At 73.4% G+C, this 15665-nt stretch carries 11 protein-coding genes; 7 read left to right on the top strand and 4 right to left on the bottom strand.

What is annotated here, in order from left to right:
* Window positions 1-453 precede the first annotated feature (453 nt).
* Window positions 454-888 carry a hypothetical protein gene (locus AB0C22_RS24070; protein WP_357537145.1) on the top strand — a complete coding sequence of 145 codons (435 nt, stop codon included), beginning with the start codon at window positions 454-456 and terminating at the stop codon, window positions 886-888.
* A 47-nt stretch (window positions 889-935) separates the two neighbouring features.
* On the top strand, window positions 936-1211 hold the full coding sequence (locus AB0C22_RS24075; RefSeq protein ID WP_208569779.1) for a hypothetical protein: 276 nt from the start codon (window positions 936-938) through the stop codon (window positions 1209-1211).
* Window positions 1212-1359: 148 nt separating this feature from the next.
* Here AB0C22_RS24075 and AB0C22_RS24080 read toward each other — a convergent pair whose 3' ends face one another.
* The 3 genes from AB0C22_RS24080 to AB0C22_RS24090 form a co-directional block, all read right to left on the bottom strand.
* A complete protein-coding gene (locus AB0C22_RS24080; protein ID WP_357537147.1) occupies window positions 1360-2049 on the bottom strand; it encodes a L,D-transpeptidase family protein in 690 nt (229 codons plus the stop codon).
* A 396-nt stretch (window positions 2050-2445) separates the two neighbouring features.
* Entirely contained in the window at window positions 2446-3117 is a 672-nt protein-coding gene (locus tag AB0C22_RS24085) for an HAD family hydrolase (RefSeq protein WP_255598388.1), read from the bottom strand.
* Between the two features lie 136 nt (window positions 3118-3253).
* On the bottom strand, window positions 3254-5992 hold the full coding sequence (locus AB0C22_RS24090; protein WP_219463618.1) for a glucosidase: 2739 nt from the start codon (window positions 5990-5992) through the stop codon (window positions 3254-3256).
* A gap of 45 nt (window positions 5993-6037) precedes the next feature.
* On the opposite strand from AB0C22_RS24090, the gene AB0C22_RS24095 reads away from it, so the two are divergent.
* The 5 genes from AB0C22_RS24095 (at window position 6038) to AB0C22_RS24115 (ending at window position 14557) form a co-directional block, all read left to right on the top strand.
* Entirely contained in the window at window positions 6038-7978 is a 1941-nt protein-coding gene (locus tag AB0C22_RS24095) for an amylo-alpha-1,6-glucosidase (RefSeq protein ID WP_357537149.1), read from the top strand.
* 143 nt (window positions 7979-8121) lie between these two features.
* Window positions 8122-9453 carry a glycosyltransferase family 4 protein gene (locus AB0C22_RS24100; RefSeq protein ID WP_219463620.1) on the top strand — a complete coding sequence of 444 codons (1332 nt, stop codon included), beginning with the start codon at window positions 8122-8124 and terminating at the stop codon, window positions 9451-9453.
* A 79-nt stretch (window positions 9454-9532) separates the two neighbouring features.
* The gene (locus AB0C22_RS24105) at window positions 9533-11620 is read left to right on the top strand and encodes a protein kinase (RefSeq protein ID WP_357537151.1); all 2088 of its coding nucleotides are present in this window, start codon (window positions 9533-9535) and stop codon (window positions 11618-11620) included.
* A 138-nt stretch (window positions 11621-11758) separates the two neighbouring features.
* A complete protein-coding gene (locus AB0C22_RS24110; RefSeq protein WP_357537153.1) occupies window positions 11759-13645 on the top strand; it encodes a serine/threonine-protein kinase in 1887 nt (628 codons plus the stop codon).
* A gap of 102 nt (window positions 13646-13747) precedes the next feature.
* Complete coding sequence (locus tag AB0C22_RS24115; RefSeq protein ID WP_219463626.1) at window positions 13748-14557, top strand: metal-dependent hydrolase; 810 nt, start codon at window positions 13748-13750, stop codon at window positions 14555-14557.
* A 277-nt stretch (window positions 14558-14834) separates the two neighbouring features.
* Here the strand turns inward: AB0C22_RS24115 and AB0C22_RS24120 are convergent, their stop codons facing one another.
* The gene (locus AB0C22_RS24120; protein WP_219470184.1) at window positions 14835-15428 is read right to left on the bottom strand and encodes an NTP transferase domain-containing protein; all 594 of its coding nucleotides are present in this window, start codon (window positions 15426-15428) and stop codon (window positions 14835-14837) included.
* Between the last annotated feature and the right edge of the window lie 237 nt (window positions 15429-15665).

Genomic DNA, 15665 nt, shown 5'->3' on the forward strand with positions numbered 1-15665 from the left:
CCGCGCCGGTCAGCCTGACCAGCCCCGATCCCGGCCCGCCCTGACCCGGCCGCGGCCGGCCCCCATCCGACCCGCCCTCGCTGCCCTGGCCCGGCCGGCCGCAGCGTGCCGAGCGCAAGATCGACTCATGTGGGGCGCAACAGCGGTATCGAGGTGCGGCGGACACCGCAACATCGACCCCAAGGAGTCGATCAACCGCGCCGCCCCCGTCCCGACCGGCATCGCGCGGCCCGTCGGCTTGTCGACGACTGTCCGGATGGCGGGCGCGGTGGGCTGTCCCGGGGCATGCCGCGTGCACTAGCGTTGACGCACTCACTCCACCAGGCCGCGCGTCGCCGTCGTAGTCGATACGCCTCCGGCCGACATCAGCCTGCCCGTTCGGTGGGTTCTCCCGCGAACTCCCACTGCGCGCCCCCGGCCCGGGCAGGATCGTCCTCAACGAGGAGGTGCCCCGTGGTACAGGACACCCGCGCTCTCGCCCTGACGTTCGAGGTGAGCGGCCTGCCACCGGTGAAAACCGAGGCGCTGTCCATCTTCGCTGCCGGCCATCGGCAGGCGACGAGGGTCCGCGCCCTACTCGAGGCGGCCTGCGCCGCGGCCCAGCAGACCGGCTGGACTCCGTTGGCCGGGCCGATCGAGGTCGACCTGATCCTGCGGTGCCCACCCGGGCACCGCACCTCCGACGCCAGCACCCTGCTGGGCGGGGTGTGCGCGGTGCTCCAGGACAAGAAGCGGGTGGCCAACATCGGGCTGGCCCATCTCGGGGTCCTGGTCGACGTCGCCCTCTACGTCGACGACCGGCAGATCCGCCGGCTGTCGTACCGGGAGGAACCGGCGGAGGACTTCTCGTACCAGGTCCGGGTGGCCGACGCGTCAGCCGTGGTTTGACCGACGTCCGCGGTGGGGTACCGCGGACGCCGACGAAGGGAGCGCCGATGTCGGAGCCACATGTCACGCTCGACCCGAGAGGGCTCGATCCGGTGCAGCAGAAGCTGCGCGGCCCACTGGAGGATCAGCTGACCTCGGCCCTCCAGGCCGCCACCGACCGGGTCCGGGCCGGCTACGCGGGCGAGCCGGTCGAGCAGGTCTGCCAGCAGCTGCTCGACGAGACCCGGTCCGGGCTGCACCCGGACATCGCCGCCGGTTTCCGGCCCGACATGGACGAGTTCTGCCGGGTGGCGGTGGCGATCGTCCGGGACGAGATCGCCTGACCCCGGCGCACCGCGTGCCAGCTCAACCCCGACCAAGGCCCTGCACCAGCCAGGGCTCACCCGACCATGCCTCCACCGGCCAGGGCCCGACACCGGTCAAGCCCACCAGCCAGGGCCCGACACCGGCCGAGCCCTCACCGGACGGGGATCAGTAGCGGCCGAGGTTCTGGGCCGGGCAGATCACGATGCGCGGGGCATGCTTCGGGTCCAGCCAGCGCAGCACGGTCACCAGGTCGGCGTGCGACATGCTGACGCACCCGGCGGTCGGGCCGCCGCCGGCCTTGCTGAACTCGTGCAGGAAGATGCCGCTGCCGGCGTTGGGCACGGGCTTGGGCACGGTCGGCGGCATGTTGTAGGTGATGACCGCGAAGTGGGTGTACGCCGGCACCTCCCGCCACAACGCCTCGCTGTATCCGCCGGGGTTCGTGCTGCTGTGCTGGAACGTGTTGTAGGCCGCCGAGTTCGGGTTCTCGTTCCACCAGTCGTCGGTGACCACCCGGTGGTAGGGGAAGCGCACGCCCGGGTTGGCGGCGATGCCGTACATGGTGGGGCCGAAGGAGTAGACCCCGGTCGGGGTGGTCGCCGCCCCCTCGGTGTGGTTGTCGCTGAACCCCTTCGCGCCCAGCCGGGCGGCCAGCGGGGCCGAGACCGCCACCCAGCGCCCACCCGCCTGGTGGAACGTCTCCATCGTGGCGTACGTGGTGGAGTAGCTGCTGCCGGTGACGATGACGACCTGGCGGGTCCCGGCGGACAGGGTGGTCAGCCGGGAGGCCCGGTTCGGTGGCGGGAGCGGCCGCCCGCGACCCGTCGCCAGTGCCGAGCCGGGTGTGGTTTCCATCCCGAGATGATCGCACCACGAACGACACCAGGTGTCCCGAGGATCGCCGGGTGCTGGTCCGGTGGGTCAGGGCCGGGTCCGCAACTCCCCGGCCCTGACCGCCAGCCGTCCGACCCGGCAGCGGTGGTCGCCGGTGCGAGCACGACGGGCGGGGCAGGCCGCCCATGTCGGGCCCGACACTCGGGCCAGGCCGCCTGCACTCAGCTCCACGGTGCCCCGGGCGTCGGACTTCGGCGCGTCCCGGCCACCCCGAATGGCGCCGGACGCGGGCCCAGGTTAGGCACCCGTCGCCGGGCCGGGCAAGCAGGTAGGTGGGGGCTGCGGGGCTGATTCCCGCCGGGGCGGAATTGCGGCATCCCGGCGTGACACGGTCAGCCGGGTCGACGCTGTTGGCGCTCAGAAGTGGGCGAGCAGATCCGGGAAGGCGGCCAGCCGGATCACCCCGGTGTCGGCCGGGTCGAGGTCGTCGTTCTCCAGCACCCAGGTGTTCTCGTTGGGGATGAACACCGCCCGCATCCCGGCCGCCCGCGCCGGCAGGATGTCCGACTTCGGGGAGTTGCCGATCATCCACGCGTCGGCCGGCGCGAAGCCGTGTTCCCGGGCCAGCCACCGGTAGGTCCCGGCGTCCTTCTCGGCCACGACGTGCGCTGCGGTGAAGTGGTGCAGCAGGCCGCACGCGTCCAGCTTGCGTTGCTGCTCCTCCCGGTCCCCCTTGGTCAGCAGCAGCAGGTCGTAGCGGGTGGCCAGGGCGTCGAGGGTGTCGGCGACCCCGGGCATCAACTCGACCTGGTGGTTGACCAGCGCGGTGGCCAACCCGTCGATGTCCGCGCGTTCCCGGGCGGTGGCCGGCCGTTCCCGCAGCCGCTCCAGGCACTCGCCGAGGCTGCGCAGGAAGACCTTGCTGCCGTAGCCGTGGGCCACCGCGTTGGCCCGCTCGATGTCGTCGAGCACGGTACGGATCTGGGCCCGGTCGAGGCTCGGGTGGTCGAGCCAGTCCAGGAAGTCGTCGATCACCCGCTCGAACAGGACGTTGTTCTCCCACAGCGTGTCGTCGGCGTCGAAGATCAACGTCGTCGCGCGCCCACCCGGGACCGTCCCGGCCACCGCAGCGCCCCCGCCCGACGTCGACCCGGTCGCACCCGTGTCCACCCTGGTCCCCTCCCCGATCGGTCGGCCGCCCGGCCCGGGGGCGGTCCCGGACACGTTAGCGGCCCGGCCCGCCCGGCACATCCGGGTTGTCCCGGCGCAGGGTCAGAATCAGGTCGGCCACCAGCGCCGTCCACCCGGTCTGGTGCCAGGCCCCGAGCCCGGCGCCGTTGTCGCCGTGGAAATACTCGGGGAAGGCGATCAGGTCCCGCCAGTCGGGATGGGTCTGGAACAGCTGACACGCCCCGTAGATCGGCCGGCGGCCCCAGTCGTCCCGGGTGAACAGTGAGATCAACCGGACGGACAGGTCGTCGGCGATCTCGTCCAGGGTGCACTTGCGCCCCGACCTGGTCGGGTACTCCACCTGCAGGTCGTCGCCGAAGAACGCCGCGTAGTCACGCAACGCGCTGATCAGCAGGAAGTTCGTCGGCATCCAGATCGGGCCGCGCCAGTTGGAGTTGCCGCCGAACAACCCGCTCGTCGACTCGGCCGGCTCGTAGCCGACGCAGAACTCCTGCCCGCCCAGGTCGACCGCGAACGGCTTGTCCAGGTGCGCCCGGCTCAGCGTCCGCAGACCGTAGTCGGAGAGGAACTCGTCGGGGTCGAGCATCCGGGCCAGCAGCCGGACCACCTGCTCCGGGCCGACCATGGACAGCAGCCGCTGCTGACGCCCGTCCGGGCCGAGCCGACGGGCCCCGATCACGTCGGCGTACTCGGGGCGTTGGGTGAGGAACCAGCGCAGCCGGGCACCCAGCTCGGGCAGGCGGTGCAGGGTACGGGCGCTGAGCCGGGTGGTGGCCGCCAACGGCAGCAACCCGACCACCGAGCGGACCTTCAGCGGCACCTGACTGCCGTCGGCGAGGCGCAGCACGTCGTAGAAGAACGCGTCCTCGGCGTCCCACAGCCCCTGCGAGTAACCGGCGGCGGCGATGTACGCGAAGTGTTCGAAGAACTTCGTCGCGGTGTCCACGTACGCCCGGTCGTGCTCGGCCAGCACGATGGCCATGTCCAGCAGGTTGAGGGCGTACATCGCCATCCAGCCGGTGCCGTCGGACTGTTCGAGGACCCCGGCCACCGGCAGCGCCGCCGAGCGGTCGAACGGGCCGACGTTGTCCAGCCCGAGGAAACCGCCCTCGAACAGGTTGTTGCCGCCGGTGTCCTTGCGGTTGACCCACCAGGTGAAGTTGAGCAGCAGCTTGTGCATCACCCGGGCGAGGAACTCGTGGTCGCGCCCGCCGTCGATCTCGAACACCTTCAGCGCCGCCCAGGCGTGCACCGGCGGGTTCACGTCGCCGAACGCCCACTCGTACGCCGGGATCTGGCCGTTGGGGTGCAGGTACCACTCGCGGAGCAGGAGCAGCACCTGCGCCTTGGCGAAGCCCGGGTCGACCCGGGCGATGGTGACGCAGTGGAAGGCCAGATCCCAGGCGGCGTACCAGGGATATTCCCACGGGTCCGGCATGGAGATCACGTCGAAGCTGGTCATGTGCCACCAGGCGCTGTTGCGCCCGTGGCGGCGGCCGGCCGGCGGCGTCGAGCCCGGGTCGCCGTCGAGCCACCGTTTGACGTCGAAGTGGTAGAACTGCTTGCCCCACATCAGCCCGGCGATCGCCTGCCGGGCCACCAGTGCCTCGTCGGCGCTGGCCGCAGCCGGGATCACCCCGGCGAAGAAGCGGTTCGCCTCGGCCCGCCGGGCCCACACCACCGCGTCGAAGCCCGCGCCCAACTCCGCCGGGGGCGGCGCGACGGCCCCGGGCGGCGGGGCGGTCCGGGTCAGCCGCAACCGGATCTGCCGTTGCCCGCCGGCCGGCACCTCCAGCACGTAGTGCAGGGCACCCTTGGTGCCCTCCCGGTCCGGGTTGACGGTGGCCGCGCCGGCCACCACGTGGTCGTTGATCCCGTCCTTCGGGTACGGCGAGCGACCGGCCAGCCCCCACAGCCGCTCGGCGTTGGTGTCGTTGTCGCAGAGCAGCGGGACCGGCTCGCCGTCGCCCTCCAGCAGGATCTGCCCCAGCACCCAGTGCTCGCCGACCAGCCGGCCCCCCTCGCCGGTCAGCCGGGGCACCCGGTCCGCGCCGGGCGGACCCCAGGCCCAGGTGTTGCGGAACCACAGCGTCGGCAGCACGTGCAGGGTGGCCGCCTCGTCGGCCCGGTTGGCGACGGTGACCAGGATGCACATGTCCGTCGGGGACGCCTTGGCGTAGTCGACGGTGACCGCCCAGTACCTGTCGTCGTCGAAGATGCCGGTGTCGACCAGCTCGTACTCGTTCTCGTCCCGGCCGCGCAGGGCGTTCACGGCGACCAGCTCGTCGTACGGGAAGGCGGCCTGCGGGTAGTGGTAGCGCCAGCGCATCCACGAGTGGGTGGGGGTGCTGTCGAGGTACCACCAGTATTCCTTGGCGTCCTCGCCGTGGTTGCCGCCGTCGCCGCCGAGGCCGAACATCCGCTCCTTGAGGATCGGGTCGACGCCGTTCCACAGCGCCAGCGCGAAGCAGAACGTCTGCCGGTCGTCGCAGACGCCCGCCATGCCGTCCTCGTTCCACCGGTAGGCTCTGGACCGCGCGTGGTCGTGGGGGAAGTAGTCCCACGCCGTGCCGTGTTCGCTGTAGTCCTCCCGTACCGTCCCCCACGCCCGCTCGGACAGATAGGGACCCCATGCTCGCCAGTCCTGCTCCCCGGCGTCAGCCTGGGCGAGCCGGAGCCGCTCGGCGTCGGGGGACGGGGCGTCGGAGGGCGATCTGTCGGTGAGCACCTGCACATTTTCGACGCCGCCGGGGTACTTGACCACAGCGGCCATTGTCGTCGTGGCGTGTTACACCTCGCCGCCACAGGAGGAAAGAAGTTGATCGAGTTCGGTTTCGGGCCGGGGGTCTGCGGTGAACTGGCCACCGGGGCGACCCGGGAATGGCTGGTCACCGACGGTCTCGGCGGTTACGCCACGGGCACGGTGAGCGGGTTGCGGACCCGCCGCTACCACGGTCTGCTGGTGGTCGCCGGGGAGACGCCGGCCGCCCGCCGGGTGGGACTGGTCAGCCTGGACCCGGCGGTGGTCCTGCCGTCCGGGGCCCGGGTGCGGCTCGGCGCGCACGAGTGGAACTCCGGCGTGGTCGACCCGCGCGGCTACGAGTTCCTGGAACGGTTCGACCTGGTCGACGGGCTGCCGCGCTGGCGGTGGCGGATCGGCGAGGTGGTGATCGAGCGGGAACTGGCCATGACGTACGGCCGGCCCGCCGTGGCGGTGGTGCACCGGCTGGTGGCCGGCGGCCCGGTCCGGCTGGACCTGTCGGCCGCCTGCACCTGGCGCGACGCGCACGGCGAGCGGCGGGCCGACGGTCCGACGCCCCGGGTGGAGCCGGCCGACGGCGGCGCGGTGGTCGAGGGCGCATACCGGCTGACCGGCCCGGACTGGACGCCCGAGGGGCAGTGGTGGCTGGGCGTGCACCACCGCGAGGAGGCCGCCCGGGGGCTGCACCCCGACGAGGACCTGTGGTGCGCCGGGCGGTTCTCCGGCGCGCTGGACCGCCCCGGGGACACCGTGTCGGTGCTGGCCTGGGCCGGCGACCTGGCCGAGGAGCCGCCCCCGGCGACGCAGGTGGTGGCGGCGGCCCGGCAACGGCACCGGGCGGTCGTGGCGGCGGCGAAACCGGCCGACGCGGTGGACGCCACCCTGGCGCTGGCCGCCGACGCGTTCGTGGTGCGCACCGCCACCGGCCCGGACGTGGTCGCCGGCTACCCGTGGTTCGGGGCCTGGTCGCGGGACACCATGACCTCCTACGAGGGGTTGTTCCTGTGCACCGGGCGGGCCGACGAGGGGCGGGAGCTGCTGCGGGGGTACGCGGCGACGCTGTCGGAGGGGATGCTGGCGAACACCGCCGACACGGGTCGGGTGGAGTACAACACGGTCGACGCGACGCTGTGGTTCCTGCACGCGGTGAGCCGGCACGTCACCGTCACCGGCGACACCGACCTGGGTGACGAGCTGCTGCCGGCGCTGCACGGGGTGGTGCAGGCACACCTGGCCGGCACCCGGTACGGCATCGCGGTCGACCCGGCCGACGGGCTGATCACCCAGGGTGGCACCCCGGGCACCGCGCTGACCTGGATGGACGCCCGGGTGTACGGGGTGCCGGTGACCCCGCGTACCGGCAAGCCGGTCGAGGTCAACGCGTTGTGGATCAACGGGCTGGCCGGGTTGGCGGAGCTGACCGAGCTGGCCGGGCAGGACCCGGCCGAGCTGTGGCGGCTGCACCACCGGGCCCGGGACGCGTTCGGTAAGCGGTTCCCCACCCCGGCGGGCTGGCTGCACGACGTGGTGGACGCGCCCGCCCCGGCGTACCCGCTGGGTGGGGCGGCGCACCACGACGACGACCTGCTGCGCCCCAACCAGCTGCTCGCCTGGTCGCTGCCGTACGCCCCGCTGGAGCCGGACCCGGTGGCGCTGCGTCGGGTGGCCGCCGGGCTGTTCACCCTGCTGGGCCCGCGCAGCCTCGCCCCCGACTCGCCGGAGTTCGCGCCCCGGCACCGGGGTGGCCCGGCGGAGCGGGACGGCGCGTACCACCAGGGGACGGTCTGGCCGTGGCTGGTCGGGCCGTTCGTCGAGGCGTACCGCAAGGCCGGGCTGCCCACCGACGACCTGCTGGTCGGGCTGGTCGGACACCTGGGGGAATTCGGCCTGGGCTCGGTCAGCGAGACGGCGGACGCCACCGCCCCGCACGCCGCCACCGGCTGCCCGTTCCAGGCGTGGTCGGTGGCCGAGCTGCTGCGGGTCAGGCGGGTTCGATAGGCAGGCGTTACACACCGGCAACGGCGGCGTCTCCGCTGGTTATCCACCGGTGGGCAGGATGGGCCCCAACCCCGGGCCGCAGCGAGGACACCCTTCTGGTGTCCCACCGGCGTGCGCCCAGGACACCACCCGAAGGGGGCCGCATGTCACCTGACGCCGACGTGATCGACATCCACCCCGCCCGGCACCAGCGGGTGCTGATGCTGTCCTGGGAGTACCCGCCGGTGCTGGTCGGCGGCCTCGGCCGGCACGTACACGCGCTGGCCACCGCCCTGGCCGCCGCCGGGCACGAGGTCACCGTGGTCACCCGGCACGCCGAGGGGGCGCCGCTTCAGGAGTACGCCGAGGGGGTCCGCGTCCTGCGCGCCCCCGAGGACCCGGTGACCTTCCCGCTGGCCACCGGGTCCCTGCTGGCCTGGACGATGGCGTTCAACCACACCCTGACCCGGACCGCCCTGCGGGCCACCGACTCCGCCGACTACGACGTGATCCACGCCCACGACTGGCTGGTCGGGCACACCGCCGTAACCCTGGCCGAGCACCTCGACCTGCCGCTGGTCACCACCATCCACGCCACCGAGGCCGGCCGCCACCAGGGCTGGCTGCCCGGGGAACTCAACCGCACCATCCACGGTGTCGAACACTGGATCAGCAACGCCTCGACCCGGGTGATCGCCTGCTCCGGTTACATGCGCGCCCAGGTGAGCCGGCTGTTCGACGTCCCGGCGGGGCGGGTCGACGTGGTGCCCAACGGGGTCGACGACCGGGCCTGGCGGGCCCGGCCCCGGGCGGTCGCCTCGGCCCGCGCCCGGTTCGCCGGGGACGGCCCGCTGGTCGGCTACGCCGGTCGGCTGGTCTACGAGAAGGGCGTACAGCACCTGGTGGACGCCGTGCCGCACCTGCGGGAGCGGCACCCGGGGCTGCGGGTGGTGATCGCCGGGGACGGCCCGTACAAGGACGAGCTGGTCGACCAGGTACGCCGGCTGCACGTCGGCGACAGCGTCCGGTTCGCCGGGTTCCTCGACGCCGGACAGCTCCCGGCGGTGCTCGCCGCCACCGACGCGACGGTCGTGCCGAGCCTCTACGAGCCGTTCGGCATGATCGCCCTGGAGGCGGCGGCGGCCGGCGCCCCGCTGGCCGTGGCGAGCACCGGCGGGCTGGCCGAGATCGTCGAGCCGGGCGTCACCGGGGTGACCTTCCCGCACAGCGACCCGGGCGCGCTCGCCGGTGCGGTCGACCGGCTCGTCGGCGACGAGGTCTTCGCCCGCCGGGTGGCCCGCCGGGCCCGCACCATGGTCGGCGAGCGGTACGGCTGGGTAGCCATCGCCGCACGTACCGTGAGCAGCTACTCCACCGCCCGTCGCGAACACGGCGGCTTCCAGGCCCGACGCGCCGCGACCCTGCTGACCGGCGGTCGCCAGCGGATCGCCATCCCCGAGGGCAACCTGCTGGCGTTCGACGGTGCCGCCTGCTGAGGAAACCGGGACCCGACGACCGATAGGTCCGCCCCGATCCATTGGCTACGGTGTACCTCGGCCGATGGTGAGGAGAACGGTGCAGCAGGTAGTGATCGCCGGCCGGTACCGCCTGTTGAACTTGGTGGGCCGGGGTGGCATGGGCCGGGTCTGGCTGGCCCGCGACGAGGTGTTGCATCGCGAGGTGGCGGTCAAGGAGGTGGTGCCCCCCGCCTGGTTGGCTGACGACGAACGCGGCGAGGTGCGGCTGCGGACCCTGCGTGAGGCGCGCACCGCCGCCCGGCTCAACCATCCCAACGTGGTCCGGGTCTACGACGTGGTGCAGATCGAGGAACGCCCGTGGATCGTGATGGAGTACGTCCTGTCGCGGTCGTTGCAGGCGGTGCTGGACACCACCGGCCCGGTCGACCCGGTGCGCGCCGCCGAGATCGGGCTGGCGCTGCTGGCCGCGCTGCGGGCCGCGCACTCCGCCGGGGTGCTGCACCGCGACGTGAAGCCGCAGAACGTCCTGGTCGCCGACGACGGACGGGTGATGCTCACCGACTTCGGGCTGGCCACCTTCGACGGTGGGGACGGGCTGATGACCCGCCCCGGGATGGTGCTCGGCTCGCCGCAGTTCGTCGCCCCGGAACGCGCCGCCGACGGCGTGTCCAGCGTGGAGGCGGACATGTGGTCGCTCGGGGCCACCCTGCACGCCGCGGTGGAGGGCCGCTCCCCGTACGCCCGGAGCACCGCGATGGCCACCCTGGCCGCCCTGGCGAGTTCCCCGCCGGACCCGGCGCCGCACGCCGGACCGCTGCGCCCGGTCCTCGACGGGCTGCTGCTGCGCGACCCCCGGCAGCGGATCGGCCACGACGAGACGAACCGCCGCCTGGAGGCGGTGACCCGACCGACGCCCGCCGCCGAGCCGCCGACGGTGATACTGCCGGTCGCCCGTCCGGTGGGCGTGGCCCGGCCGCCCCGGCCGGGCGGGGACGGCGAGCCGACGCAGCAGCCGACGGACCGCGCGGCGAGGAGCCGCGCGGAACTCGACGCCGAACGGGAGTGGGGGCCACCAGGTCGCCGGGTCGCCGGTGACTCGGGGGAACGCCCCACCACGTCCTCCTCCCCGACGACGGCCGGCACCACCGGCTCGACGTCGTCGGGCCCGGAGCCCGGCCGTCCCGGGCCGGGTGTCGGGGCACCGGACGGCAGCGTGCCGACGTCCGGCCCGGCCACCGCCGCGCCGGGATCGGGCGGACCTGCCCCCGCCGGCGCCGGGGCGGAACCCGGCGTCCCGGGGGGACACGGTCCCGGGGCGGACCCGGGACGCGGTGGCGCGGGTGGACGAGGCCCGGGGCGGTCCGGCGCGGGGGCGGGATCACGGCGGGCGACCGGGACGGGTGGGGTGGTCGGGATGTTCACCCGGCTGCCCGGCGGCACCCGGGGCTGGCTACTGGCCGGGGCGACCCTGGCGGTGGGGGCCACGGTGGGCATCGGCACCACGTTCGCGATCGACAACGACGAGCAGCGGGCCGCGCCGCGCAGCACCGACGTGCCCGTCACCGGCGTGCCCTCCACCCGCCCGTACGGCCCGCCGGGTGCCGACCGGGGCCGGCCGAACCCACCGCCCGGCGCACCGGGCCTCGCCCCGCCGCCCCTGCCCTGCCTGCGGCCCGATCCGGTCGGCACGAAGGTCACCGGCCGACCGGCGACCGTGGACGGCGGGTTCCGTCCCCCGGCCGGCTGGACCTGGTACGACGGTGCCGGCTTCCGGATCGCCGTCCCGGTCGGCTGGCTGCGCACCCAGGAGGGGCAGGTGGCCTGCTTCCGCGACCCGGGCAGCCGCCGGACGCTCAGCGTGGAACCGCTGGCCGGTGGTGGCGGCGGCGCGCTGGACCGGTTGCGGGCCGAGGAACGCACGCAGCTCGACTTCAACGCCCTGCCCGGGTACGACAAGATCAGGCTGGACACTCTCGACGATGACGGCGCCCAGTGGGAGTGCCGTTGGGACACCCCGTTCGGCGGCCGGGAGCACGCGGTCCGGATGATCCCGGGTCGGAACCTGTCCGGGTTCATCCTCAGCTGGTCCGCCGCCGACGAGGACTGGAGCAACTCGAACAGCCAGCTGCGGGTGGTGCGGGAGAGCTTCCAGGGTCGGTCGACCGAGGTGACCTCGCCCACCTGACCGGCCCCGCCGCTGCGCCCGCCCCCATCGTCACGGTCACCGTCGCTGCGACCGCCGTCACTGCGGCCGCCATCGCTGCGGTCGAGAAACCGCAGCTCGGTGGCTACCCTGGTGAGGGGGCAGTCGAGGGGGAAAGTCGTGCAGCAGCAGCTGGTCGCGGGGCGCTACCGCCTGCTCGAACTGGCCGGCACCGGCGGGATGGGCCGGGTCTGGTTGGCCCGCGACGAGATGCTGCACCGGGATGTCGCCGTCAAGGAGGTCGTCCCGCCCCACTGGCTCGCCGAGTCCGAACGCTCGGAACTACGGCTACGGACGCTGCGCGAGGCGCGTACCGCGGCCCGGCTCAACCACCCGAACGTGGTCCGGATCTATGACGTGGTGCACGACGGGGACAACCCCTGGATCGTGATGGAGTACGTCCCGTCCCGGTCGGTGCAGCAACTGCTCGGCATCGAAGGACCGCTGGACCCGCACCGGGTGGCGGGGATCGGGCTGGCGGTGCTGGCCGCGCTGCGGGCCGCACACACCGCCGGGGTGCTGCACCGCGACGTCAAACCGCACAACGTGCTAGTCGCCGACGACGGGCGGGTGGTGCTCACCGACTTCGGGCTGGCCACCTTCGACGGTGGGGACGGGCTGATGACCGGCCCGGGGTTGGTGCTCGGGTCGCCGCAGTTCGTCGCTCCCGAGCGGGCCCGCGACGGGGTCTCCGACCCGCGTACCGACCTGTGGTCGTTGGGCGCCACGCTCTACGCGGCGGTGGAGGGGCAGTCCCCGTACGCCCGCGCCAGTGCGATGGCGACGTTGAGCGCCCTGGCCACCGAGCCGCCCGACCCGGTGCGTCGGGCCGGGCCGCTGCGTCCGGTGCTGGAAGGTCTGCTGCGCCGGGAGCCGGGCGAACGGCCCACCGCCGCCGAGACGGAGTCGTTGCTGCTCGCCGCGCTCGCCGCACCGCCGACCGGCAGTCCCTCCCCCGCCGGGCCACCTCCGCCCGGCGCGGCTGTCCACCGGCCGGAGATCCCGACCGATCCGGCAACCGTCGACGCGCCCCCGCCCTCCGGGTCGGCCGGGCCGGGTCCCGGGATCGGTCCACCGGGACCGGGTCCCGCCGGGCCGAGTCCGGCCAGGCCGGATCCAGCCGGGCCGGGTCTGGCCGGGCCGGGTCTGGCCGGGCCGGATCCAGCCGGGATCGGTCCACCGGGACCGGGCCCGGCCGCGCCGGATCCAGCCGGGATCGGTCCACTGGGACCGGGCCCGGCCGCGCCGGGTCCAGCCGGGATCGGTCCGGCCGGGATCGGTCCGGCCGGGCGGAGTCCGGTCGACGGGCGTACCCCGGCGGTGCCGGTGGCGGACGCACGTCGCCGCCGACGGATCGCCCTGGTCACGGTGGCCGTCGCGGGCGCCCTGCTGGCCGGGGTCGGGACGACGCTCGCCCTGCACGACGGCGGCACCACCCCGTCCTCACCGGGCGGCGGCGCCGGCAACCCGGTGGCCCGGCCGGCGGCCTTCCCGTGCGCCGCGCCCGCGCCGACGGACGCCACCCCGGTCCGGTCCGCGCCACCGCCGGCGGGTGAGCGGTTCGGCCTGGTCCCGGGCTGGACCTGGTACGAGGACCCGACCGGATTCCGGATCGCCGCGCCGGCCGGGTGGCTGCACTACACCGAGGGCACGGTGACCTGCCTGCGGGAGCCGGGCGGCCCCCGGGTGCTCAGCGTGGCCCCCGGTGACGCCCCGGCCGACCCGGTCGCCCACTGGCAGGCCGAGGAACGCCGGCTCACCGATGACGGCCGGCTCACCGGTTACCGTCGGGTGGAGATCGTCCCGTTGGACATGTTCCGGGGTGGCGCACTGTGGGAGTGCGAGTGGACCGGTGCCACCGGTGGCCGGCTGCACACCGCCCGGCTGCTGGTACGGGTCACCCGGGACCGGGCGTACACCGTCTCATGGCTGACAGACCAGTTCGACTGGCAGGTCAACGCGACATACTTCCTGATGATCAGGCAGAGTTTCCGCCCCGCCGACTGACACCGTCCCCTGTGGATTGTCCGGGTGATTGCCCCGTCGGTGACGGCTCTGACACAGTGGCGTAGCGTTGTCGATCAAGAACCCGGGGAGGGGCGAGGCGAGATGATGGGACCGTCCCACGCACTGTCGGGCGCGGCGGTGTGGCTGACCGGGTCGTGGGCGCTGGACTACTTCGCCGACTACCACCAGTCCCCGCTGGCGCTGGCCGTCGGCACGGCGGTCTGTGCCGGTGGCGCGCTCTTTCCCGACCTCGACCTCTCCGGCAAGGTCACCCGTAACCAGGGCGGCGCGACGGTGGCCCGCACCTTCGGCGTCTTCTCGCTCTTCGTCGCCGAGGTGATGGAGAAGATCTCCCTCGGCGTCTACTACGCCACCAAGCTCAGCCGCGACCCGCGCCGCAACAACGGCCACCGTACGCTGACCCACACCATCCCGTTCACCGTGCTGGTCGGCTGGGGCACCACCGCGCTCTGCGCCGCGTACGGCAAGTGGGCGGTGGTGAGCATCCTGTTCTTCATGATCGGGTTGGCGCTGCGCGGGCTCTTCGACGAGTGGGCCGAACGGGCCGGCTGGGTGATCGTCACGCTCGTCTCGGCCGCCGCCGCCTGGTTCACCTTCGCCACCCTGCCCGGCGACCGCGGCTACCCGATGATCGGGTTGGCGGTCGGAGTGGGCTGTTTCGTGCACATCCTCGGCGACATGATCACCAAGGCGGGGGTGCCGATCCTCTGGCCGATCCCGATCAAGCGCCGCATGTGGACGATGATCGGGCTGCCGAACAGCATCGCCCTGCGCACCGGCAGCAAAGCCGAGGTGGTCGTGTTGCGCACCGCGCTGACGGTGCTCTCCGTACTCGCGGCGGTCGGCCTGGTAGCCCCCTCGGTCCTGCAACGATTCAACATAGAGGTCTAACCCCTCCCGCTCGCCCCCGCCCCCGCCCCGCCTCCTCCCCGCCCCGGCCTTTCCCCGGTGATCAAGAGGTTTGCGTCAACATGGAGATCATTCTTGACGCAAATCTCTTGATCACCGGGGGAAAGGCGGGCGGGGAGGGGCGGAGTCGGCCTGGTTGGCCGTGGGTGGGGGCCGGGTTCGTGGGTGAGGGGACGGTCGGGGGCGCTGGCCGAGCGGTCGGCGGTCACCTGTCGCGTTCCGCAGGCGGCAGCATCCCCGCCGCCTGCCTGAACGCTGATCAGACGCCGACCCGCTGCGGTGGCACGGTGAGGCCGTAGAGCGCCATCAGCTCCGGGGTGTCGACCCGGTTGCCGTCGGCGACCGAGTCGCAGGCGATGTCGACGATCTGGTCCTTGTGCGCCAACAGGTAAGGTCGGGCTCCGACATCGGCGCTGGCCAGGGTGGCGATGCCGGCCCAGTGCCGACGGCCGAACAGCATCGGGTAACCGCGCAACCCGTCGTAGGTGGCGCAGGCGAGCACGTCCGGGTAGGGCAGCGCGGCCACCCGGCGGACCGCCTCCGGGGTGAGGCCGGGCATGTCGACCGGGACCACCACCACCGCCTCGACCCGCCTGTCGGCCAGCGCGGCCAGGCCAGCCCGGATCGACGAGCCGACGCCGGTGCCCCAGGCCCGGTTGACCACCACGGTGGCAGGGCTCAGGTCAGCCGCCGCCCGTACCTCGTCGGCCGCCGCGCCCAACACGACCACCAACTGCCCGCACCCGGCCTCGGTCATCGTGTCGATCATGCAGCTGACCAGCGGCCGGCCTCCCTGGAGCAGTAATGCCTCGGGGCCGCCGAGCCGGCGTCCCCCGCCCGCCGCGATGATCATTCCTGCGATACGCACACCGGGTGCAACGAGCCCTCACCCGATCCGTGTCGGCACGAAACGGATATTTCACGCGTAATACCCACCCGCCCCCTGCCCTAACCCTCCTCCCGTCCCCCACCTGCCCTCGGTGATCAAGAGGTTTACGTCAGGAAACTCGATCCGGCTGACGCAAACCTCTTGATCACCGGGGACGGGAGGGGATGGGCGGGGGACCCGGGGATGGGCGGGGGTGGGGAC

The sequence above is a fragment of the Micromonospora sp. NPDC048894 genome (assembly GCF_040649765.1).
In the GTDB taxonomy this organism is placed as follows: domain Bacteria; phylum Actinomycetota; class Actinomycetes; order Mycobacteriales; family Micromonosporaceae; genus Micromonospora; species Micromonospora antibiotica.

What these genes read in the sequence shown, in the direction of transcription:
- AB0C22_RS24080 (WP_357537147.1), bottom strand. Translation starts at nt 2,049, where the DNA reads ATGGAAACCACACCCGGCTCGGCACTGGCGACGGGTCGCGGGCGGCCG.
- AB0C22_RS24100 (WP_219463620.1), top strand. Translation starts at nt 8,122, where the DNA reads ATGTCACCTGACGCCGACGTGATCGACATCCACCCCGCCCGGCACCAG.
- AB0C22_RS24075 (WP_208569779.1), top strand. Translation starts at nt 936, where the DNA reads ATGTCGGAGCCACATGTCACGCTCGACCCGAGAGGGCTCGATCCGGTG.
- AB0C22_RS24120 (WP_219470184.1), bottom strand. Translation starts at nt 15,428, where the DNA reads ATGATCATCGCGGCGGGCGGGGGACGCCGGCTCGGCGGCCCCGAGGCA.
- AB0C22_RS24115 (WP_219463626.1), top strand. Translation starts at nt 13,748, where the DNA reads ATGATGGGACCGTCCCACGCACTGTCGGGCGCGGCGGTGTGGCTGACC.
- AB0C22_RS24090 (WP_219463618.1), bottom strand. Translation starts at nt 5,992, where the DNA reads ATGGCCGCTGTGGTCAAGTACCCCGGCGGCGTCGAAAATGTGCAGGTG.